This is a genomic window from Streptomyces catenulae, from assembly GCF_000718015.1.
Lineage (GTDB): Bacteria > Actinomycetota > Actinomycetes > Streptomycetales > Streptomycetaceae > Streptomyces > Streptomyces catenulae.
The window spans coordinates 162,480-183,992 of sequence record NZ_JODY01000003.1; the positions used below are offsets into that span (position 1 = coordinate 162,480).

The following is a 21,513-nucleotide window of genomic DNA, read 5'->3' on the forward strand; positions in this document are numbered from 1 at the left end:
CATACGGATGCGTCCCGCCGCCGGGCCCGGACGCCCCCGGCCCCCCGACCGGCCCCACCCCGACGTCCGATTTCCGCCGGTCCGGGGCCGGGGCACGGCGCACACTGGGGGTGTGAGGGATGACGAGACCAGGTACGAAGCGGTGTCGAGCCGGGACGCGCGGTTCGACGGGGAGTTCTTCTTCGCCGTCACGACGACCGGCATCTACTGCCGCCCGAGCTGCCCGGCGGTCACCCCGAAACGCGCCAACGTCCGGTTCTTCCCGTCGGCCGCCGCGGCGCAGGCGGGCGGCTTCCGGGCCTGCCGCCGCTGTCGCCCGGACGCCGTACCGGGCTCCGCCGCGTGGAACGTCCGCGCCGACCTGGTCGGCCGGGCCGTGCGCTTCATCGGCGACGGCGTCGTCGACCGCGAGGGCGTCGCCGGGCTCGCCCGCCGCCTCGGCTACAGCACCCGCCAGGTGCAGCGGCAGCTCACCGCCGAGCTGGGCGCGGGCCCGGTGGCGCTGGCCCGGGCGCGCCGCGCGCACACCGCGCGGGTGCTCCTCCAGACCACCGAGCTGCCCGTCACGGAGCTGGCGTTCGCCGCCGGGTTCGCCAGCATCCGGCAGTTCAACGACACGATGCGGGAGATCTACGCCGCCACCCCGCGCGAACTGCGCGCCGCCGCGCCGCACGGCCCGGCCCGCTCCGGGACCCGGCGCGCGGCGGACGGCCCCGCGCCCCACGGCATACCGCTGCGCCTGGCCCACCGCGGCCCGTACGCCGCCACCGCGCTCTTCGACTTCCTCGCGACCAAAGCCGTGCCCGGGATCGAGGAGACGGTCGGCCCGCGCGGTCGCCGCACCTACCGGCGCACCCTGCGGCTCAGCTACGGCACCGCCATCGCCGAGGTCGACGAGGCCACCGGCGGCCCGCCCCGGCGGCGTACGGGGGAGCCGGGGCGGACCCCGGAGGGCGGCGGCTGGCTGGAGTGCCGGCTGCGGCTGACCGACCCGCGCGATCTGGCCACCGCCGTCGAGCGGCTGCGCCGCCTCTTCGACCTGGACGCCGACCCGTACGCCGTCGCCGAGCGGCTGGGCGGCGATCCGCTGCTGGGCCCGCTCGTCGCCGCTCGCCCCGGGCTGCGCTCACCGGGCGCGGCCGACCCCGAGGAACTGGCCGTACGGACCGTGCTCGGCGGGCCCCCGGAGCGCGCCGCGGAGCTGGTCGCCGCCCACGGCAAGCCGCTGGACGCCGCCGACGGCGGTCTCACCCATGTCTTCCCGGCCCCCGGCGCCCTCCTCTCCGCCGAGGTCCCGGCCCCGGTACGGGCGCTGTGCGCGGCGCTCGCCGACGCCACCCTCGACCTCGGGGCGGGCGCCGACCGCGCCGCCGCCGTCCATGTCCTGCGGACGCTGCCCGGTGTCGGCGCCCGGGCCGTCGGCCACCTCCGGATGCGGGCCCTGGGCGACCCCGACGCGGGCCCGGACGGCGCCCCCGAGGCGTGGCGCCCGTGGCGCGCCTACGCCCTGCACCACCTGTGGAGCGCGGGGCTGGTCCCGCCCGGCGAGTTCGCGCTGCCCGCGCCCGCCACCGGGTGACCGCCGGGCCCGCGCCTCACCCCGCGAGCACCGCCCCCGCCCACGCGCCCACCACCAGCAGGCAGGCGAACAGCTCCACCAGCACGCTCAGCCCGATCGCCCGCATCGCTGTACGGGTGGCGGCCCAGGCGTCGCCGTGGCTGCCCAGCCGGACCCGTTCGAGCAGGTAGTGCGCGCCGAGGGCGCAGAGCGGGGCGCCGATCACGGGGATCACGAAGAACCCGACGATCCCGGCGGCGCCGGAGAGGAACAGCACGCGGTACGGGGTCCCCACGGCCCGCAGGTTCCGCGTCGGCAGCAGGAACTTCACCGCCTGCTGGATCAGGAGCAGCGCGGTGGCGGCGATCAGCACCGTCCAGGCGAGCGAGGTCTGCTCGGTCATCGCCCACCACAGCACCCCCGCCCAGACGATGGGCGTCCCGGGCACGCCGGGCACCAGCACCCCGAACAGTCCCAGCAGCAGCACCAGCCCGACGGCGCACAGCTGCCACCCGCTCATGAGGCGCCCCCACGGGGCCGGTCCACCGCCCCCGCCACGGCGGTCCCCCGTTGCGGCACGTTGCGCACGCTCATGGCCCAAGCCTGCCGGACGTGCCCCGAACGCGCTCCCCGGACCGGTCCCACCGGGACGCCGGGCCCCCGCTCCCGTGGTACGCGTCCCCCGGACCGGCTCGCGGCCGCGCCGGGGGCGGTCGGGGGCCGGTGGGCCGTCCGGCGGAACGTCCGGGCGAACACATCTTCGCGCCCTGTTTCCCCGCCGCCGGCGCGTGGACAATACGGCGCATGAACCAGCAGGGCGCACCATGCCGCGGGCCGGAGGACGACTGGTGGCGGCAGCTTTACGGCGACATCCGTCCGGACCGGGACCATCCGGGCCACGGCCCCGGCACCCCGGGCCCGGCCCTCCCCGCCCCGGCCGACACCGGCCCGTCCGGAGCCACCGACACCCTCGACGAACGCGTCGCCTCCGCACTCCGCGCACTGAACACGCCCCCGGGCGCGGCGGATGCCCCGGGCACACCGAGCGGCCGGAGAGCCCGGAGCGCGCCGGGCGGGTACGGCGGACGGGGCGGCGGGAGGGCGTCGGGTGGGGCGGGTGACCCGGACGGCCCGGCCGCCGTGCGTGTTCCGGGTGCCCCGGACGGCCCGGCCGCCGTGCGTGTTCCGGGCGCCCCGGACGGTCTGGCGGTCGCGGGTGTCCCGGGTGCCCTGGATGACCTGGCCGCGGCGAGTTCCCTGGGGGCCGCGGACGGCCCGGCTGCCGCGGGTGCTCTGGACGGCCCGGCTACCGCGAGTGCCCCGGGCACCCCGGATGGTCCGGCCGCCGCGAGTGCCCCGGAAGCTCCCGTGGGGCCGACGGTGCCGGGCCCGGCCGTGGGCTCCCGGGATTCCGCCGTGGTGCCCCCGCGGTCCCCGTATCCGTCCGTGACGGCCCCGGATGTCCCCGTCCCGTCCCCGGGGCCCTCCGCTGATCCCTCCGTGGCGGGCCCGGAGCTGCCCGTGGCGGCGGGGGACTCGGCCGCCGCGGTTCCTCCGCCGTCCGCCCCGGTGCCCCCGGCCCCGGCGCCTCCGCGCCCGGCCGGGCCGGTGGCCGCCGCGCCCCGCCCCGCCCCGCTCCCGGCCGTCGGACTGCTCCCGCCCGGGCTGCTGCCGCCGGAGGAGTTGCCGGTCGGCCTCTCCGCCGCCGACGCCCCGCCGTGGCCGTTCCGCTCCGGGACGCTGCCGCCCGGACTGCTGCCCCCGGAGGAACTGCCCTCCGCCCGCCCCCACGCGGGCGTACGAACACCTCCCGCACCACAGCCGCTCCCCGACGAACGGCCACCGACGACTGAGCCCGAGGCCCCTGCGGAACCGTCCCCTGCGGAACCGCTCCCTGCCGCGTCGGAGCCCCTGGAGCCGACGAACCCGGAGCCCGCGCCACGGGACGAGGCGCAGCCGGACGCCGAGGCCGCACCGGGGAGCGGGGCCGCGCCCGGAAGCGAGGGCGCCTCCGGGACCGGGGACGGACCGGAGGCCGACGACAGGACGGTGCCCGGTGACGGACCGGAGCCCGACAGCGGACCGGAGGAAGCGCCGGTCATCGCGGACACGGAGCCCCCGCCGCCCGATCGGACGCCGACCGCGGACGCGGAGCCCACCCCGCCCGCCGAGGCACCGAATCCGGACGCCGAAGCGCCGCCCACCGGCGGTGATCCGGAGCCCACCGCCGGCGAGCCGATGCCCCTCTCCGGCGCCCCGGAGCCCACCACCGGTGAGCCGACGCCCCTCCCGGATGAGGCGACGCCCACCCCCGGAGCCCTGGAGCCCGCCGACACCCCGGGCGACCCGGCCGTACAGGACGCCGAACCCGAGCGTCCCGAACCCCTCGCAGCCACACGGCGGACCGAAGCCACACGGGAAACCGAAGCCGCCACAGACCCCGAGCCCGAGCCGACCACCGAAGCCACAGGGGAGACCGAAGCCACACGGGAAACCGAAGCCGCCCCGGCCCCCGCACCCGTACAGCCCCCCGAAGCCGCCCAGCCCCCGCAACCCCCACTCCCCGCCTTCATCGGTGACCGGCCGCCGACCTATGCCGCCGAGCCTGTGGCGTTGCCCGTGGCCGAGCCCGGGGCGATGGGGGAGGTGGTGCCGGACACGGTGCTGGACGGGGCGCAGTACGGGTCGCTCACGGTGCGGGCCGTGTCGCAGCGGGGGGACTCGGCGCGTTACCGGGGGGCGCCGCGCCGGGACGCGCTGTTGCTGGCGCGGTTCGGGAGCGGGGCGCAGACGCTGATCCTGGCGGCCGTCGCGTCCGGGCCCGCCGTCGGGGACCCGCGGGCGGCGCACGACGTCTGTGCCTGGATCGGCGGGGCCGTGGCGCGCAGCTGCACCCGATTGGCGGAGGACCTGCGGACGGACCACCGCAGCGCCCTGCGTTCCGGGCTCCAGCGGCTCGCCGACCGCGGCTACGGCAAGCTGCGGGAGCGCACCGCGGGGTCCGACGGGGTGCCGGAGTCTCCGGCCGCGGTGCGCTGTCTGCTGCTGCCCGCCGATCCGGCGTGCCGTACGCGGGTCTTCTTCGGCGTCGGCGAGGGCGGTTTCCTGCGGCTGCGCGACGGGAGCTGGGAGGACCTCGAACCGTCGGCCACCGGCCCGGGGGCGGACGCGGACGGCTCCCCGCGCCCCGCGCCGTTCCTCTTCACGACCGTCACCGGGCGCCGCGGTGACGCCCTGCTGCTGTGCAGCGCCGGGCTCGCCGAACCGCTCGCCGACGAACCCGCTCTCGCCGACCGCCTCGCCGCCGACCTCTCCGGCCCGCCGCCCGGCCTGACCTCCTTCCTCACCTCCGCCCAGGTCCGGGTCAAGGGCCATGCCCGCGACCGTACGGCCGTCGGGGTGTGGGACACGTAGCGCACCGTCCCGGGCCGCCCCGTTGCCGTCCGCCCGGGTGGCAGCGGAGGCGGAGCCCGCCGCCTCATGGGTTCATGGGAGGGGACGGCTCACCGACGGCGGCGAAGGAGCGGGCGGGACATGGCGAAGCAGACCGTGGCCGAGCAATTCGTGGACATCCTGGCGCGGGCCGGGGTGCAACGGCTGTACGGCGTCGTCGGCGACAGCCTCAACCCCGTCGTCGACGCGATCCGCCGTTCGCGGGCGATCGACTGGGTCCAGGTGCGGCACGAGGAGACCGCCGCGTTCGCCGCGGGCGCCGAGGCGCAGGTCACCGGCAAGCTCGCCGCCTGCGCCGGGTCCTGCGGCCCCGGGAACCTCCACCTCATCAACGGGCTCTTCGACGCCCACCGCTCGATGGCCCCGGTCCTCGCGCTCGCCTCGCACATCCCGTCCAGCGAGATCGGCACCGGCTACTTCCAGGAGACCCACCCGGACCGGCTGTTCGCCGAGTGCAGCCACTACAGCGAGATGATCTCCAGTCGGCAGCAGATGCCGCGGGTGCTGCAGACCGCCATCCAGCACGCCGTCGGCCGCAGCGGCGTCTCCGTCGTCTCGCTGCCCGGCGACATCGCGGCCGAGGCGGCGCCCGACCGCGCCATCGAACACGCGCTGGTCACCGCCCGCCCGTCGGTCCGCCCCGGTGACGCCGAGATCGACCGGCTCGCCGAACTCGTCGACGCGGCGGGCAAGGTCACGCTCTTCTGCGGCAGCGGCACCGCGGGCGCCCACGCCGAGGTGATGGAGTTCGCCGAACGCGTCAAGGCACCCGTCGGCCACGCCCTGCGCGGCAAGGAGTGGATCCAGTACGACAACCCGTACGACGTCGGCATGAGCGGACTGCTCGGCTACGGCGCGGCGTACGAGGCGACCCACGAGTGCGATCTGCTGATCCTGCTCGGCACCGACTTCCCGTACAACGCCTTCCTCCCCGACGATGTGAAGATCGTCCAGATCGATGTCCGGCCCGAACACCTCGGCCGCCGCTCGCAGTTGGCGCTCGGTGTCTGGGGCGATGTCCGCGAGACGCTGCGCTGTCTGACGCCCAAGGTGCAGATCAAGTCACAGCGCGCCTTCCTCGACCGGATGCTGAAGAAGCACGCCGACGCGCTGGAGGGTGTGGTCAGCGCGTACACCCGCAAGGTCGAGAAGCACATCCCGATCCACCCGGAGTACGTCGCCTCCGTCCTCGACGACGAGGCCGACGACGATGCGGTGTTCACCGTCGACACCGGTATGTGCAACGTCTGGGCGGCCCGCTATCTGACGCCCAACGGCCGCCGCCGGGTGATCGGTTCGTTCACCCACGGCTCGATGGCGAACGCGCTGCCGCAGGCGATCGGCGCGCAGTTCATCGACCCGGGACGGCAGGTCGTGTCGATGTCCGGCGACGGCGGGTTCACCATGCTGATGGGCGACTTCCTCACGCTCGTCCAGTACGACCTGCCGGTCAAGGTGGTGCTGTTCAACAACTCCTCGCTCGGCATGGTCGAGCTGGAGATGCTGGTCGCGGGCCTGCCGTCGTACGGGACCACCAACCGCAACCCGGACTTCGCGGCGGTCGCCCGGGCGGCGGGCGCGCACGGGATCCGGGTGGAGAAACCCAAGCAGCTACGGGGCGCGCTGCGCGAGGCGTTCGCGCACAAGGGGCCCGCGCTGGTCGATGTCGTCACCGACCCCAACGCGCTCTCCATCCCGCCGAAGGTCAGCGCCGAGATGGTCTCCGGCTTCGCGCTCTCCGCCGGGAAGATCGTGCTGGACGGCGGTGTCGGGCGGATGCTTCAGATGGCGCGGTCCAACCTGCGCAACATTCCCCGTATGTGACGTGGTGTCATGCAAGAGGTGAACGCCGGATGTCCGGATCGCGGCGTTCCGCGTGCGGCCGGGCGCCCGGTGGGGTGGACCTGTGAAAGTCGAAGCATGTCGCCTTTCCCCGTGGGCATGCATCTCCGTGAGGCTGTTCGAGAGAGCCGGTGGGACGTCTGGGGGCGGGGGAGAGATGCGTCAGCCTGTGCGGCGCGAGGACGGCGAGCGACACGGTGCGGTGGCCGAGGGGGGCCGGGGTACCGCGGTGGTCGCCCGCACACCAGGAGTGCTGGAGCGAAGAATCCGCCCCGCCGATCTGGAGGCGGTCGCGGAAGTACGGCACGCGTTACAGGAGTTGCTGCACCGCTGGGACGGTCCGGCGTCCGCCGGGCTCCGCGACACGGCGGCGCTGCTCGTCAGTGAGCTGGTGACCAACGCCCTGGTGCACACCACCGGCGGCGCGGTGTTCACCGCCACCGTCACCGACCGGCTCCGGGTCGAGGTGCGGGACTGGGCCGCCACCCGCCCCGAGCCGCGCCCGCCGACCGGCGACGGCACCTCCGGCCGGGGCCTGATCCTCGTCCGCTCCCTGGCCGACGCCTGGGGCGTACGGCCGCACGGCCTCGGCAAGAGCGTCTGGTTCGAGCTGGGCGGCGGACCGGCCTGAGCGGCGCCCACGGGGCGGGATGCCCGGCGCGGTCCGCCGGTCACCTCAGCCGAACTGCCGCTCGATCTCGGCGAGTTTCTCCTCCAGGGAGTCCAGCCGCGGCAGTGTCTGGGTGTCGTCCTCCGCCGTCAGATCGACGGTCTGCGGACGCGCCCCGGCGGCCCGGGCGGCGTCCGCCTCGGCGCCGCTGACGGCCTTCAGCGCCGGACGGGACGGCGACGGCAGCCCCTCCGCGGACGGCCGCGGCGCCTCGCCGACGGGCTGCGGCTCACCTGCCGCGGCGGGCTCCGGCAGCGCACCGGACGGGCTCGCGGACGGCTCCACCGGCAGCTGACGTGCTCCCCGGCGCAGGCCCCAGCTGCGGTGCTGCCGGTTGAGCGCCCGGATCCGGGCCCGGTCGATCCGGCCCTGGTCGCGGCGGCGCATCCGGCGCAGGTTCTTCTCCCGGCGGTCCTCCCGGACCTCCTCCACCGCCTCGTCCAACGAGCGCACCCCCTCCAGCAGCATCAGCGACCAGGCGGCGAACGTCTCCCGCGGCGCCCGCAGCCACCGCACCACCCGGATCTGCGGCAGCGGCCGGGGCACCAGCCCCTGTTCGCGCAGCGCCGCGCGCCGGGTCTGCTTCAGCGCCCGGTCGAAGAGGACCGCCGCCGAGAGCGACATCCCGGCGAAGAACTGCGGCGCGCCCGCGTGGTCCAGCCCGCGCGGCGCGTGCACCCAGTTGAACCAGGCGGCGGCCCCGGCGAACGTCCACACCAGCAGCCGCGAGCCGAGCGCCGCGTCACCGTGGCTGGCCTCGCGGACGGCGAGCACGGAGCAGAACATCGCCGCGCCGTCGAGCCCGAACGGGACGAGGTACTCCCAGCCGCCGGAGAGGTTGAGGTTCTGCTTGCCGAAGCCGACCAGACCGTGGAAGGAGAGCGCCGCGGCCACCGCCGCGCAGCAGAACAGCAGCAGGTAGGAGGCCATGGCGTAGACGGTCTCCTTGCGGCGGCGACGCTCCTCGCTGCGCTCCCAGGAGTCCTCGCCGGACGACGACCGGTTCGCCGCCCGCCTGCTGAAGAGCAGAACACCCCCGGCGGTCAGCACCCCGGCGAGCAGCAGCACCCCCGGAACCAGCCAGTCCAGTGCCGTGTCGGTCATTCTCATTCGGGGATCCTTCGGGTAGTGGTACGCGTTTTCGCGCGCCACCTTGACGGAAGTCGCCGCCCGCGCCCCGGGATTCGGGACAAGTGAACGCCAAGGGGTGCGAGGAGCACCGCCCTTGTCGGCGTGTCCGTCGAACGTACGTAAGGGTGCGCCGAGCTGTGTTCGGTATCGGCGCCGTGTGGTCAGCGGCGCCAGAGGAGTTCCGGGCGGTACGGGGTGCAGGGGGCCAGGCGCAGGGTGGGGGCGGGACGGATCATGTCGTCCTGGTGGAGACAGCGGTCGCCGGAGCCGATCCGGCCCCGGCCGTCGGTCCACCAGGTCTGGCCCGGGGGCCCGTCGCACGGTGCCAGGCCCGGCGCGGCGGCGGCCGTCAGACACAGCTGCCCGGTCGCCGGACGCAGCCGCCCGCCGGGGCCGGACCGCCACGACTGGGCCGGGGAGCCGTCGCACGGCCGGGTGCGGACCGCCGGGGCGGCGCTCGCGTCCAGGCAGCGTTCCACGGCGCCGCGCCGGTCCGTGTCGCCGATGCCCGACATGATCTCGCCGTCCCGCGGCTCCCGGTGCGTCCGCGGGTACTCCCGGAGCAGCCACCCCCGGTACAGGCCCGTCGGATGCGGCTGGGGGCAGCGGAGCGGGACGCAGGTGACGCCGCGGAGATAGGCGTCGAACCCGTCCGTCTTCCGCACCGCCTGCTCCGGCGTCAGGTTCGGCGGCAGGGTGCTCAGCGGGTAGCCGAGGTAGCCGCGGACGTCGGGGCGGGCCTGGACGGCGAAGGCGGCGCGCCGGAAGTAGCGGGCGGCGACGGCGTGGTCGCTGTGGTCGGCGAGCGGGTCGGCGGGGGCGCCGAAGCGGGTGCTGTCGAAGTCCAGCGTCCGGAAACTGTCCGTGCCCCCCTTCCCGGCCAGCGCCGACAGCGCGTCGACGAGGGAGCTGTCGGTGTACGCGCGGGTGCCGTCGGTCGAGTGCAGGACGCGCTCCTCGCCGCGGTAGAGCTTCAGCAGGCTCTGCCGGTGGTGCGCGGCGCTGCCCTCGCCGTACGGGAAGCCGTCCGGCAGGCCGAAGAACGTCAGCCGGACCTCGGGCCGTCCGGCCAGCGTGAACGACGGGATGCGCGCCGCCCGCACCGGCAGGTCGTCGCGGCGCCAGACGTTCGGGGCACCGGCCAGCTGCGCGTAGGCGGCGCGGACGCCGTGCTCGCGGTCGAGGACGTAGCCGTTGAGCGGCGCCGCGTGGCCCGCGTCGCCGGTGGTCAGATAGACGGTGTGCACCGGGCAGCGGGCGGCCAGCAGGTGCTGGAGCTGCGGGGTGACGAAGAGCAGGTCGTCGTCCTCGTGCGCGACGCCCACCAGCGTCCGGCGGCAGGGCGCGGCCCGGGCGGACGCCGGATCGCCGGTGGCGGCGGGGCCGGTGGGCGTCAGCAGGGCGGTCAGCGTCAGCGCGAGGAGCAGCAGGAGCGCCGCCACCGCGACGGGGCCGGGGCGCGGGCGCCGCCCGGCCGTGCGGGGTCCGTCAGCCATGCGCCCTCCCGGTCTGCCTGGACGGCCGTCGCCGCGGGGCGGGCCGCGGACTGAGCGTGCCGCCACGGCCCGGCGCGGAAACCGGCGCGCCGCGGCGTTCACCCGGGCGGTCGCGGCCGTACCGGGGTCAGGGCCGCCGGGTCCCGCGGGTGACGTGGTCGAGGTGGTAGTAGTGCGCGACGCACGGCGCCGACCAGCGCGGGGTGCCGTGCGCGTCGAACGGCTCCGTCATCCGCGCGATGACCAGCGGCGTGTACGGCGCCGTGCGCGCACCGGCGGCCGCCGCGGCGCGCAGCGACCGGTCCTGCCGCTCCCACGCCTGCGCCCGCGCCCGCATCGCGGTGTCGAGGTGCACCAGATCGACCAGGAGCGCGGCGCAGACCACCGCACAGACCGCCGCGGCGGCCACCAGCGGCGGGCCGGTCCGCCGCACCCGCCGCCGTACCGCCCGGCCCAGCAGCACGCCCGCGCCGACCAGCAGCACCAGGTAGAGGAAGAGGAAGTCGTTCCAGATACGGGTCGAGGACGTCACATGGCCGCCGAAGACCGGATACGCCAGCAGCGTGCACAGATAGCCGGAGAGCAGGAAGACCACGGCACCGGCGGCGGCGAGCGGGGCGGCGCCGCGCGGGGGGCGGGGCGGGGCGTCGCCGGTGGGCCGGGTGAGCAGGGCGAGCAGCACGCCGACGGCGACGGCGGCGAGGTAGGGCCAGTGCGTCAGCAGCATCCCGAGGATGCGGGCGAACCCCTCCAGGGCGCCGAGCAGCGAGTCGGGGGCGAAGAGCTGCGAGGTCGCCGCGTCGTGCCGCTCGCGGCGGATCCGCAGCCCCGGCGAGGTGTAGAGCAGCACCCCGCCGAGCAGCGCGCCCGCCAGGCCCGCCGCGCACCAGCGCCGCAGGAACGGCCGCATCCGCGCCCCGGCGATCCGCCCGGCGAGCAGCCAGGCGGCGGCGAGCACCAGCACCGCGACGACGGTGGTCTCCTCCGACAGCGTCGCCATCAGCGCGCCCGCGACGCCCACCGTGGCCACCGCGAGCCGCCGCCCGCTGCGCGTCCGGGCCCGCAGCAGCGGCAGCGCCGCCGCGCAGGCCAGCACCGGCGGCAGGGTGTGCGACACCGACGCGGCGGGCCAGAAGAACGTCTTGTACGTGTTCCGGGAGGCGAAGAGGAAGAGCACGGCGGTGACGGCGGCGACCAGCGGCGCGGTCCCGGCGGGCGCCGTGACGGCCGCCCGGCGCAGCGCCGCCGCCGTCACCGCCCACAGGATCCCCAGCATCAGGAAGCCGCTGAGCAGCGGGAACCACTGGTGGCCCGCCACGTCGAACCGCGCGTACGCGCCGACCAGCAGGGCGTTGACGACGCGCCCGTTGTCCTTGGCGTAGAAGGTGTCGACCAGCGCGGCGACGCCGCCGTCGCGGACCACCGGCAGGAAGCACCACTCGTCGCCGCTCGGCCGCACCCAGCGGCCCGACCACGACGCGACGGCGAGGAGCGTCAGCGGCGCCAGGGCGAGCAGCGCCACCCGGCGACCGCCGGGCCGGGCGGCGGGCTCCGGCGCGCCGGGCGCCCGCACCGGCTGCGGCGCCGGGCCCGGTTCGTGGGGGACGGTGGTGGCGCGGTCGGCCATGGCGGTACTGCCTTTCGACGTCGCCGCCCGCGCGGGCGGCCGGTCCGTGAGGTGGTCAGCCCGCTTCGGGCCGGTCGGCCGGTCGCCCGAGCGGTGCGGCCGTCCGGCGCGGGGGAGCGGACGCCGCGCCGCCGGAGGTGATGGCCCACCGGGCGAGCAGGAAGGTGACGGGGGTGACGAGGACCCCGGCGCCGAGCGCGGCGAGGTTCCGGTCCATCCCGAACCGGCTGACCGCGAGGTAGAGCAGCGCACCGGACGCCACCAGGTTGAAGACGCTCGACAGCGGATAGCGCACGAGCCCCCGCCAGGTGGGCCGGGTGCGGCAGGTGAACCGCGAGTTGAGCAGGAATGACCCGACCGTGCTGACCGCGTAGCCCAGGACGTGCGCGGCGAGATAGGGGACGGTGCGGTTGAGCGCGGCGTAGACGGCGAGGTAGACGGCGGTGTTGGCGAAGCCGATCAGCACGAAGACGGCGAGCTGCCGGGGGAGGCGCGGGAGCTGCCGGGCGGGGCGCGGCGCGGGCTCCGGACCGGTCGCCGCCGTCACCGGTACGGGCCCGGGCACCGGATCGGTCGCCGGTGCGGCGTCGGTCTCCCGGACGACGTACGGCGGTCGGCGTTTCGCCTCGTGGTAGATGCGGCCCACGTATTCGCCGATGACGCCGAGTGTGACGAGCTGAATTCCGCTCAGCGCCACGATGGCGGTCAGCAGCGTCGCATAGCCCGGGACGTTCGCACCGTTCAGCGCGACATTGGCGACGACCCACAGGGCGTAGGCGAGGGCGGAGAGGAAGACCCAGAGTCCGCCGTAGATCGCGAGGCGCAGTGGGCGGTTGTTGAAGGAGAGGAGGCCGTCGATGCCGTAATTCAGCAGTCGTCTGCTACCCCATTTCGAACATCCGGCGGCGCGTTCGGCATTGCGGTAGCGGAAGGTGACCGTCTCGAATCCGATCCAGGAGAAGATGCCTTTCGAGAAGCGGTTGTTCTCCGGCAGGGAGAGCACGGTGTCCACCGCGCGCCGTGACAGCAGCCGGAAATCCCCGGCGCCGTCCACGAGTTCCACGTCCATGAAGCGGCGTACCAGCGCGTAGTAGGTGCGGCTGAGCGCGGTGCGCGCCAGCGCGTCCCCGGCGCGGTCCCGCCGCGGGACGACCTGGTCGTAGCCGTGCCGCTGGAGGGCGACCATCCGCGGGATCAGCTCCGGCGGGTGCTGGAGGTCGGCGTCCATCAGCACCACCGCCCGCCCGCGGGACATCCGCAGCCCCGCGAGCATGGCCGCCTCCTTGCCGAAGTTCCGGCTGAAGAAGGTGTAGCGGACGCGGGGATCGGCGGCGGCGAGGGCGCGCAGCAGCGCTCCGGTGCCGTCGGCGCTGCCGTCGTCGACGTAGCAGATCTCGAAGGGCTCCCCGGTGTGGCCGAGGGTGGTGACGAGCGCCGTGTGGAAGGTCTCGATGACGGCTGCCTCGTTGAAGCACGGCACCACAACCGAGATCTGAAGGGTGGTCACCTTGCTCTCCTCGCATCGGTACGGATGATTTCCGTACCGGATCGGGGCGTGTGCCGCGGCGGAACGGGCGGGTGCCGGAGCCCGGTACGCCGTTCCGGAATTCGGGTGATGCCCCCTGCGTTCCTCCGAACGGCACGGGCGGCCCGGCTCCCCTTCACACCCCACGGCCGCATCTCATCACAGAACGCGCCCCACGCATTCGCCACACGCCCTCGGGTGCCGGGCTGACCCGAACGGCCCAATCCCCGCCCTTTCCCGGCGGGAACGGGAAAAGGCGGGGGCAATGCATTACGCGGCGGTAATGCCGAGGCGCGTGCGGTGAGTTGACCGCGGGGGATTCACGGGGATTCCCCCGGAGGCATTTCCCGGCGGCCCGTCAACCACGACAGGATCAGCCGGAGTTCGGCGGTGGTGATGTCGCGCTCCGCGGCGTCGGCGGTGAGATGGGCGGCGTCGATGAGGTTGCGGATCCAGCGGGCGGCGGACGGCGCGGGCAGCGGCAGGGTGCGCCCGGGGCGCTCCGCCAACCGCGCCAGCAGGGTCGTCAACGCCTCCTGGAGCTGTGCGTCGAGGGCGGTGAGCAGCCGGGCGAACTCCGGGTCGCGGTTGGCCTGGAGGAGCGCGGCGGAGGCGAGTCCGGGCGCCAGCGGATCGGTGAGTTCGTCGATGAGATGGCCGGTGAGCAGGTCGAGCCCGGTGTCCGGGTCGGGTGCGGCCAGCGCCTCGGCGCAGCGCCGGGCGGTGCGCGGCAGATCGTCGGCGAAGACCGCGTGGAACAGCTCCCGTTTGGTGGCGAAGTAGTGGAAGAGGGTGCCGGAGCCGATACCGGCCCGGCGGCAGACCGCCGCGGTGCTGGTGCCGTCGACGCCGTGGGTGGCGAATTCGGCGGCCGCCGCCTCGACGATCGCGGCGCGGCGGCGGGCATGGACTTCGGGGTTCACGGTACGCACCCTTGAATAATAGAGTGGCTGCTCTGTTAATGTGCCGGGGTGTCCTCAGAGTCCGCTGTCCTCGCCCCGTCCGTCCGGCGCCCGTGGTGGCGCCGGGCCGCACCGGTCGCCGGTCTGCTCCTGCTGTCGCCCTACTGCGCCGAGTACCTGGTCGGCTACCAGGGCGTGCTCACCAGCCCCGTCGATCTGCTGGCCGCCGTGGTGTTCGTACTGCCGATCTACGGCGCGCCCGCGGTGCTGATCCGCGACCTCACCCGGCGCACCGGCCGCGGTTGGCCGACCCTGCTGCTGCTCGCCACGGCGGTGGGGCTGATCCAGGCGGGCTGGATCGACCAATCGCTCTTCAACCACCGGGACTTCGCCGACGGCCCGCTGCCCACCCTGCTGCCCGGGCTCGACGTCGACGCCAGCCAGCTGCTGACCTTCCTCGTCGGCCATGTGATCTGGAGCTTCGGCGCGCCCGTCGCCGTGATCGAGTCCTGCGTACCGGAGCGCGCCGGACGCCCCTGGCTGGGGTGGAAGGGCACGGCGGTGCTCGCCGTGGTCTATGTCGCCGGGGCGGTCTTCTTCACCTACCAACTGGTCGTCGTGCCGGGCTTCCACGCCCGGCCCGGGCAGCTCGTCGCCGTCGGGGTGGCGGTGGCGGCGGCCGTCGGCGCCGCCTTCGCGCTGCCGCGGCGCACCGCACGGACGACCGGCACCGTCCCGCCGCCGTGGGGCGTCGGCCTCGTCGCGCTGGCGCTGCTCGCCGCGTTCGTCACCCTCAACGACCAGTGGGCCTGGCGCGGTGTGGCCGTCGCGCTGGCCGCGCTGACGCTCCTCGGGGTGCTGCTCGTGCGCTGGTCGCGGCGGTCGGGCTGGGGCCGCCGCCACCGGCTGGCCGTCGCCGCCGCCGCGCTGCTGCTCTACGCGGGCCTCGCCTTCGCCGTGAACCCGCAGCACACCCCGCAGCCGGTGCTGTACGCCTCACGCGGCGCGGCGCTGCTGGGCGTGGTGGTGTTGCTGTACGTCGCGGCGCGCCGCACCGTACGGGCCCGGCCGGCCGGTTGAAACGGGCTCAGCCGGTGGCGGTCAGCCGGGCGACCCGGTCGGCGTCGCAGGTGCGGGGGCAGGTGACGCAGGTGTCCTCGGGGCGCAGCGTGTAGAACATGCAGCAACTGGCGCGGTCCCGGGTCGGCAGCGCCGCACCGTCCGGCCCGGTCAGCTCGCGGAACGCGGCGGAGCCGACGTACGGGGCGGTGGCGCCGGGCAGCAGCCGCTCCAGTTCGGCGACGGCGCGCCGCTCCTCGCCCAGCAGGTGCCCGAGGTACCACAGCCCCTCGACGATCTCGTCGGACGCCATGCCCCACAGGGCGCGTGGTCCGCGCCGCATCCGGCCGCGGAAGCCGTCCAGCACCGGCCCCAGATGCTCGGCCACCGCCTCGCGCACCGCACCGCGCAGCGCCTCCTCGTCGGGGACCACCCGCGCCCCGGGCAGCTCCGCCGCCGGGTCGTCGGGAAGACAGGCGAACGAGCTAACGCGTACCGCCATCCGGCCCTCCTCGCGGTGGAAGGCGACATCGGCGGCGGGCAGCGACGGCACCCGACGGTGCAGGAACCACGGCACGGTGATCAGCAGACAGGCGGGCCAGCCGTAGCGGTGCAGTGCGAAGGAGGCCACGACGTCCGGGCGGCCGCGGGTGCCGTAGTCCCGCTGGATCTGTGCATCGTCCCAGGTCAGAAAGGATTCCAGGGCCTCGCCGCCGGCCGCCAGGGCGGCGGCGGTCACCCAGCCGTCGCCCTCCGGCAGTGCGGCGTCCGCCTCGGTGACCCGCAGCGCGGGGAAGACCTCGGTCAGCCGCGCGTAGGCGCCGGAGAGCGGGGAGGTGCGGGCGGACGTGGCGAGGGCAGAGGGCATGCGAGACCACCGAATCGCGATCGTTGGCAGGTAAGGCTTACCTTAGCGGATGCCTACCCGTGGGGCGCGAGCTGGGAACCTTCGCCCTCGGCGCCTACAGTTCGGGGGATGTCAGGAGGCGCCCCCATGGAACAGGCCACAGCGGACCACGGACCGGCGGCCCGTCCCCGGGTGCCCGCCCAGGCCGGTCCCGTCGCGGACCGGAGCGGACCCACGGCGGAGCGGACCGCTCCCGGCACGGACCGGGAGGAGCGTGCCGCCCCCGGGACGGCCGCCGCCGGGCCCCGCCCGGAGGCCGTGCCGCCCGTCGTCCGGCCGCAGCGTCACTCCGTCCGCGCGCAGATCCTCGCGGCGCTGCGGCAGTCGCTGCTCGCCGGGGACCTGACGCCGGGCGAGGTCTACTCCGCGCCCGCGCTCGCCGGGCGGTACGGCGTCTCGGCGACCCCGGTCCGGGAGGCGATGCAGCAGCTCGCGGGCGAGGGCGCGGTCGAGGTGGTGCCCAACCGCGGCTTCCGGGTCGCCGAGCACAGCATCCGCGACCTCACCGAGGTGGCGGAGGTCCGGGCGATGCTGGAGGTCCCGGCGGTGGTCCGGCTGGCGGGCGCGGTGCTCGGCCCGGAGCGCTGGGAGGGGCTGCGGACGCTGGCCGCCGACGGGGTCGCCGCCGCGGCGTGCGGCGACCGCCCCGGGTACGCCGAGGCGGACCGCGCCTTCCACCACGCCCTGATGTCCCTCACCGGCAACCGGCGGCTGGCCGCGGTCGTCGACGACCTGCTCCGCCGGGCCCGCCGCCCGGCCGGTGGCCCCCGCCCGCGCCCGGCGGACCTCCAGGCGGACGCCGCCCAGCATGTGGCGCTGGTGGACGCGCTGGCCGCCGGTGAGGTGGCCCGTGCCGAGCGCCTCGCCCGCGACCATCTCTCGCTCGCCCGGCACCGGTCCTGAGCCGCCCGGCCGGTGGTCCGGCCGGGCGGCTCGTACGGTGTGCGGTCAGTCCGTCACCAGCTTCTCCAGCGGGAGCGCCGCGACATCGGCGGCGGGCCGGGAGAGGTGGAGATCGGCGTGGTAGAAGCCGTCCGCCTCCTTGCCGTCGGTCGGCAGGGCGTGCGCGGCCAGCGCCGTGAAGGCCGCCCGCCGCTCGCCGTCGTCCGCGAACCGGCGCTGACGAAACGTTCGGGCGGGCAGCTTCTCCGTCACCAGCCCGGCGCGCGCCAGCAGATCGGCCACCGGGCCGTACGAGACGGTGCGCAGCACGAACGCGGCGATCCACGGCGGCGCGGTCACCGCGTCGAGGAGATGCCCGAACGTGCGGGCCGTGATGTAGCCGACGCCGCCGGTGACGGTGATCAGATCGGTCCCGGCGAGCGCGGCGCGCAGCGCGGGGGTGGGCGGCGCGGTCTCCAGGTTCTCCGCGAAGCCCGCGTCCAGCAGCCCGGCCTCGCGCCCGTAGCGCACGGCCCGGTCCGCCGCGTCGATGCCGGTGAGATGGACCGCGTCGTCCCGGCGCCGGGTGGCGAAGTACGCGCGGTCGGCCGCCACCCCCGCCGCGCCGTCCGGACCGGGGGCGGTGTAGCGGTCGTAGAGGTCGGCGAGGGTCAGCCGGTGGTTGAGGAGCGCGGCGTTGATCCCGTACGAGCAGCACAGATCGACGACGCGCAACGGCGGACGGTCCGTGCGGCGGCGGTGCAGGGCGTCGACGGCGGCGCGGAACACCGCCTGGCCGTGGTGGGGTATCTGGTAGTCGAGCGGCTGGAGCGTCGTGAAGTAGCGGCGTGGATCCGGGCAGTTGTAGATCGCCTCGAAATCAGCCTTGCCCCAGTCGGACGAGGTGGTGGGGCGGTGCGCTTCAGTTGCCACGGATGCCTCCTGAAAGCTCTGCCGGACGGTGGGGGGACCGGACCAGCATCCAGCCCGGACCCCGGGGCGGCACCGTCACTTGCGGCCATTTTCGGCGCTCCGGCCCGGGCCCGGGGCGCCCGCGACGGCCGTCGGGCGCGGCCGGGACGCCCTGGCTGCGCGGGTACGGCGGCCCGCCGCGGCGGCCGTTCCGGCCCCGCCGCCGTAGGTTTTCGGCCGATGACGCCGCGGGCGGGCATGGCCGACGCCAAGGGGTTGACGGGGCTCCCGCGGCGGCACGGGGCCCGGGGTCCGGGGCGGCGGGGCGCCCCGCCGTCAGGTGGGCTCGGCGCCCGGTCCGTCCGTGGTGTCGTGCTCGTCCAGCAGGGCGCGGGGGAAGCGTCCGGTGAGCCAGGTGGGGAGGCCGCCCATGAGGCGGAAGAGGCGGGCCGCCTCGGCGAGCAGATGGTCGGCGTCGTCCTCCGGCGCCGCGTCCGCCAGGGCGACCAGCGCGGGCGCCGTGCCGACCAGGAACCCCAACTCCTCCCGGATCCGCAGCGATTCGGCGAATCCGTGCCGCGCCTCGGCCACCTCGCCGTCCCGCAGGGCGAGTCCGGCGAGATGGCGCCAGGTGGCGGAGAGCAGCAGGGCGTCCCCGGCGGCGGTCGCCCCGGCGTGCGCCCGGCGGTAGGCGGCGCGGGCGGACTGCGGGCTGTCCGCGACATGTTCGGACATCAGCCCGCGCCGGAAGTCCAGCAGCGGCCGCCCGGGCGCACCGGGCGCGAGGAGCGCGGCGGCCCGGCCGAGCGCGGAGCGGGCCTCGTCGGCGCGGTCGCGGACGCCCAACACCGTGGCGGTGTAGGCGAGATGGCCGCGTTCGCAGGCCGCGCCGCCGCGCTCCGCGTCGTCGGCGGCGAGCGCCTCCGCGGCGCGCAGCGCGTCCTCCGCCGCCGCCCAGCCCGCGGCGGTGTACATACAGCGCTCCACCAGGAGGGCGGCGCGGTGCAGGGCGACGGGTGCGCTGCGGGCGGCGTGCGGCTCCAGCAGCGCCGCGGCATCGTCCCAGCAGCCGCGGGAGCGCAGCCGCCACACGGCGCGGTCGAGCGGGTCGTCGCCGGGTGTACGGGCCGCGGGGACCGGGGGCGGGGCGGGGGCCCGGCGGGCCGCTGCCGAAGTCGTGGATCGCGGGGACACAGGGGACGCGGTGGCGTCCGGGGATCCCTCGGGTTTCGCGGATTTCGGCATAGCGGGATCCGCCACCTTGCCCTCCCGAGCGCGCCATTGAGCTGGAAACTGAGCTGGAAATGGAAGCCGTGGCCGAAGCCGTGGGCGCATCTCAGCACGGATTCCGTGGCGCGGCCAAGGGCTCGGGTGAAAGTTTTCACAATCGCCCCGGAACCGCTCCGCTCCCCGGGAACGGCCGGTGAGCACCGGGCCGCCGGGCCGGGCGCACACCCGGCGCACCCGGCGCACACCGCCCCGGCATCGCCCGATCGTGGTACCCCGAACGGGCCCGGGAGCGGGGCGGATACGGCCGGTCCCGGCGCGGCGTCACGGCCCCCGCGCGGCCCGCTCCCGTACGGCGTCGGCGGTGTCCCCGGCCGCCTGCCCCGGCGTGCGCCCCGCCCGGGGGCGCCACGGATCCGGTGGCGGGCCGTCCGGACTCAGCTCATCCGCAGGGCGAGGAAGAAGTCGAGCTTGTCCTCCAGCCGGGAGAGGTCACGGCCCGTCAGCTGCTCGATCCGGCCCACGCGGTAGCGCAGGGTGTTGACGTGCAGATGCAGGCGTCCGGCGCAGCGGGTCCACGACCCGTCGCAGTCCAGGAACGCCTCCAGGGTGGGGATGAGTTCGGCGCGGTGGCGGCGGTCGTAGTCGCGCAGCGGGTCCAGCAGCCGCGCGGTGAAGGCGCGGCGTACGTCGTCGGGGACGAACGGCAGCAGCAGGACGTGCGAGGCCAGCTCCTCGTGCCCGGCGGTGCAGACCCGGCCGGGGCGGGCGGCGGCGACCCGGCGGGCGTGCCGGGCCTCCTCCAGGGCGCCGCGGAGTCCGTCGGCGGAGTGCACGGGCGCGCTGACGCCGATCGTCAGCCGGCCGTCGTCGGCCAGTCCGCTGCCGAGCGGCTCCTCGACGGCGGAGAGCAGCGCGGTGGCGTGCAGCCCCTCGCCCTCGCCGTCGGCGGTGGCGGGCAGCGGCACCAGCGCCACCGCCTCGTCGCCGGTGTCGGCCACCGCGATCCGGTCGGACGCCTCCGGCCCGGAGGCGCCGGGGGCCACCAGGACCTCCTCCAGCAGGGCCTGCGCCACCGGGCCGCCGGGGCCCTCGTCGCCGTCCCACTCGACGCGGGCCACCACGATCTGCCAGTGCGGCGCACCGCCCGGGCCGGGCAGCAGCACCGGGGCGGCCAGCCGCAGCCGGGCCGCGATCTCGGTGGAGGCGGCGCCCGTCTGGACCAGCTCCAGCACCTCCTGGGCGAGCCGCCGCCGCACCGTGCGCGCGGCGTCGCGCCGCTCGCGTTCGACGGCGATCAGCTGGGTGACGCCCTGGAGCAGGTCGAGCCGTTCGGCGGGCCACTCCGCGATGTCCGCCTCGACCGCCAGCAGCCACTCCGACAGCAGCGTCTCGCGCCCCTCCCGACCGTCCTGGCGCACCGGGAAGAGGGCGTACGCGGTGTCGTCGAGGGTGACGCGGCAGGGGCCGCGGCGGCCCTCGCGGGCGGCGGCGAGATGGGCCCCGGCCAGCCGGGCGCCCCGGTTCTCGGGCAGCTCGGGGCCCTGGTCGGTCAGGGTCGAACCGGCGATCTGCCGTCCGGTGGGGGAGAGGACCCAGGCGCGCAGGTCGAGGTCGGAGCCGAGGAGGTCCAGGACGACGTCCGGGCCGCCGCCCGCCGGGCCGGAGGTCATCATCCGGCGGTGGCGGTCGACGACGGCGGCGAGGTCACCGGCGCGTTCGGCGGAGACCTGGCGGACGACGTACTCGGTGATGGAGGCGAACGAGACGGCCTCGGCGACGGCGAAGAGCGGCAGCCGGTGGCGGGCGCAGGCCGCGATCAGGTCCTCGGGGACGGGGCCCAGCTCCGCGGTGCCCGCGCCGAGCCCGGCGACGCCCTCGGCGACCAGGATGCGGACGAACCGCTCGGCGTCGCCCGGCTCGCGGCGCCAGGCCAGCCCGGTCAGCACCAGCTCGCCGCCGGAGAGATAGCGGCTGGGGTCGCGGAGGTCGGTGGTCATGATGGAGCGGACCGAGCGCTCCAGCTCGTCCTCGCCCCCGAGCAGGGTCAGGCCCAGGGATGCCGTGTCCAGGAGTGCGCGGAGCCGCATGACCTCGCCGATCTGTGCTGTGTGGTGGTGCCGTGAATGCCGCGAGGTGTACCGACCCCGCCGTTCGTTCGAATCTACAAGACAGGCCGCGTGGCCAGCCAACCGCTTCATGGTTTCGGTGACTGCACCCCGGGGCGCGGGGCCGCGTTGACTGGCACCGACGGCATGAACAGGACATGAACTGCTCGCCGGCGGCGCGACCGGTGGAACTCCACCGTGGGTGGCGAGCGAG

Annotated in this window: 16 protein-coding genes; 6 read left to right on the forward strand and 10 right to left on the reverse strand. The window is 75.8% G+C overall.

The annotated features are described in order from the left end of the window. Positions 1-112 precede the first annotated feature (112 nt). Positions 113-1,579, forward strand: coding sequence for a bifunctional transcriptional activator/DNA repair enzyme AdaA (locus IF23_RS0104855; RefSeq protein WP_037677357.1), 1,467 nt, complete (start codon positions 113-115; stop codon positions 1,577-1,579). A 16-nt stretch (positions 1,580-1,595) separates the two neighbouring features. Here the strand turns inward: IF23_RS0104855 and IF23_RS0104860 are convergent, their stop codons facing one another. After that, positions 1,596-2,078, reverse strand: a complete 483-nt coding sequence (locus IF23_RS0104860; protein ID WP_030280163.1) for a DUF456 domain-containing protein — start codon at positions 2,076-2,078, stop codon at positions 1,596-1,598. A gap of 1,088 nt (positions 2,079-3,166) precedes the next feature. Between IF23_RS0104860 and IF23_RS32425 the strand changes: the two genes are divergently transcribed. The 3 genes from IF23_RS32425 to IF23_RS0104875 all read left to right on the forward strand — a co-directional run bounded on the left by IF23_RS32425 (position 3,167) and on the right by IF23_RS0104875 (position 7,484). Continuing rightward, positions 3,167-4,972, forward strand: coding sequence for a protein phosphatase 2C domain-containing protein (locus IF23_RS32425; protein ID WP_245654889.1), 1,806 nt, complete (start codon positions 3,167-3,169; stop codon positions 4,970-4,972). Between the two features lie 120 nt (positions 4,973-5,092). Beyond that, positions 5,093-6,835 (forward strand): pyruvate dehydrogenase, encoded by a 1,743-nt coding sequence (locus tag IF23_RS0104870; protein WP_030280167.1) that lies wholly within the window; start codon positions 5,093-5,095, stop codon positions 6,833-6,835. A 175-nt stretch (positions 6,836-7,010) separates the two neighbouring features. Then, positions 7,011-7,484 (forward strand): ATP-binding protein, encoded by a 474-nt coding sequence (locus IF23_RS0104875; RefSeq protein WP_211266115.1) that lies wholly within the window; start codon positions 7,011-7,013, stop codon positions 7,482-7,484. A gap of 45 nt (positions 7,485-7,529) precedes the next feature. Here IF23_RS0104875 and IF23_RS0104880 read toward each other — a convergent pair whose 3' ends face one another. From IF23_RS0104880 to IF23_RS0104900, 5 genes are all read right to left on the reverse strand, one after another. Then, complete coding sequence (locus tag IF23_RS0104880; protein ID WP_030280171.1) at positions 7,530-8,633, reverse strand: DUF2637 domain-containing protein; 1,104 nt, start codon at positions 8,631-8,633, stop codon at positions 7,530-7,532. Positions 8,634-8,815: 182 nt separating this feature from the next. Continuing rightward, complete coding sequence (locus tag IF23_RS0104885; RefSeq protein ID WP_051739229.1) at positions 8,816-10,150, reverse strand: ricin-type beta-trefoil lectin domain protein; 1,335 nt, start codon at positions 10,148-10,150, stop codon at positions 8,816-8,818. A gap of 127 nt (positions 10,151-10,277) precedes the next feature. Further along, on the reverse strand, positions 10,278-11,777 hold the full coding sequence (locus IF23_RS0104890) for a DUF6056 family protein (protein WP_030280175.1): 1,500 nt from the start codon (positions 11,775-11,777) through the stop codon (positions 10,278-10,280). Positions 11,778-11,832: 55 nt separating this feature from the next. Beyond that, entirely contained in the window at positions 11,833-13,284 is a 1,452-nt protein-coding gene (locus IF23_RS0104895) for a glycosyltransferase (protein ID WP_030280176.1), read from the reverse strand. A 338-nt stretch (positions 13,285-13,622) separates the two neighbouring features. Beyond that, a complete protein-coding gene (locus tag IF23_RS0104900) occupies positions 13,623-14,225 on the reverse strand; it encodes a TetR/AcrR family transcriptional regulator (RefSeq protein WP_245654890.1) in 603 nt (200 codons plus the stop codon). Positions 14,226-14,273: 48 nt separating this feature from the next. Here IF23_RS0104900 and IF23_RS0104905 point away from each other — a divergent pair, with 48 nt between their 5' ends. Beyond that, positions 14,274-15,284: a hypothetical protein gene (locus tag IF23_RS0104905; RefSeq protein WP_051739230.1), complete on the forward strand. Its 1,011-nt coding sequence runs from the start codon at positions 14,274-14,276 to the stop codon at positions 15,282-15,284. A 7-nt stretch (positions 15,285-15,291) separates the two neighbouring features. Here the strand turns inward: IF23_RS0104905 and IF23_RS0104910 are convergent, their stop codons facing one another. Next, positions 15,292-16,131, reverse strand: a complete 840-nt coding sequence (locus IF23_RS0104910; RefSeq protein ID WP_030280182.1) for a (2Fe-2S)-binding protein — start codon at positions 16,129-16,131, stop codon at positions 15,292-15,294. Between the two features lie 126 nt (positions 16,132-16,257). On the opposite strand from IF23_RS0104910, the gene IF23_RS0104915 reads away from it, so the two are divergent. After that, positions 16,258-17,073: a GntR family transcriptional regulator gene (locus tag IF23_RS0104915; RefSeq protein ID WP_030280184.1), complete on the forward strand. Its 816-nt coding sequence runs from the start codon at positions 16,258-16,260 to the stop codon at positions 17,071-17,073. A 45-nt stretch (positions 17,074-17,118) separates the two neighbouring features. Here IF23_RS0104915 and IF23_RS0104920 read toward each other — a convergent pair whose 3' ends face one another. The 3 genes from IF23_RS0104920 to IF23_RS0104930 form a co-directional block, all read right to left on the reverse strand. Continuing rightward, on the reverse strand, positions 17,119-17,985 hold the full coding sequence (locus tag IF23_RS0104920; protein WP_030280186.1) for a hypothetical protein: 867 nt from the start codon (positions 17,983-17,985) through the stop codon (positions 17,119-17,121). A gap of 315 nt (positions 17,986-18,300) precedes the next feature. Next, positions 18,301-19,224, reverse strand: coding sequence for a hypothetical protein (locus tag IF23_RS0104925; protein WP_425423800.1), 924 nt, complete (start codon positions 19,222-19,224; stop codon positions 18,301-18,303). A gap of 404 nt (positions 19,225-19,628) precedes the next feature. After that, the gene (locus tag IF23_RS0104930; RefSeq protein WP_030280190.1) at positions 19,629-21,281 is read right to left on the reverse strand and encodes a PucR family transcriptional regulator; all 1,653 of its coding nucleotides are present in this window, start codon (positions 21,279-21,281) and stop codon (positions 19,629-19,631) included. Positions 21,282-21,513: the final 232 nt, after the last annotated feature.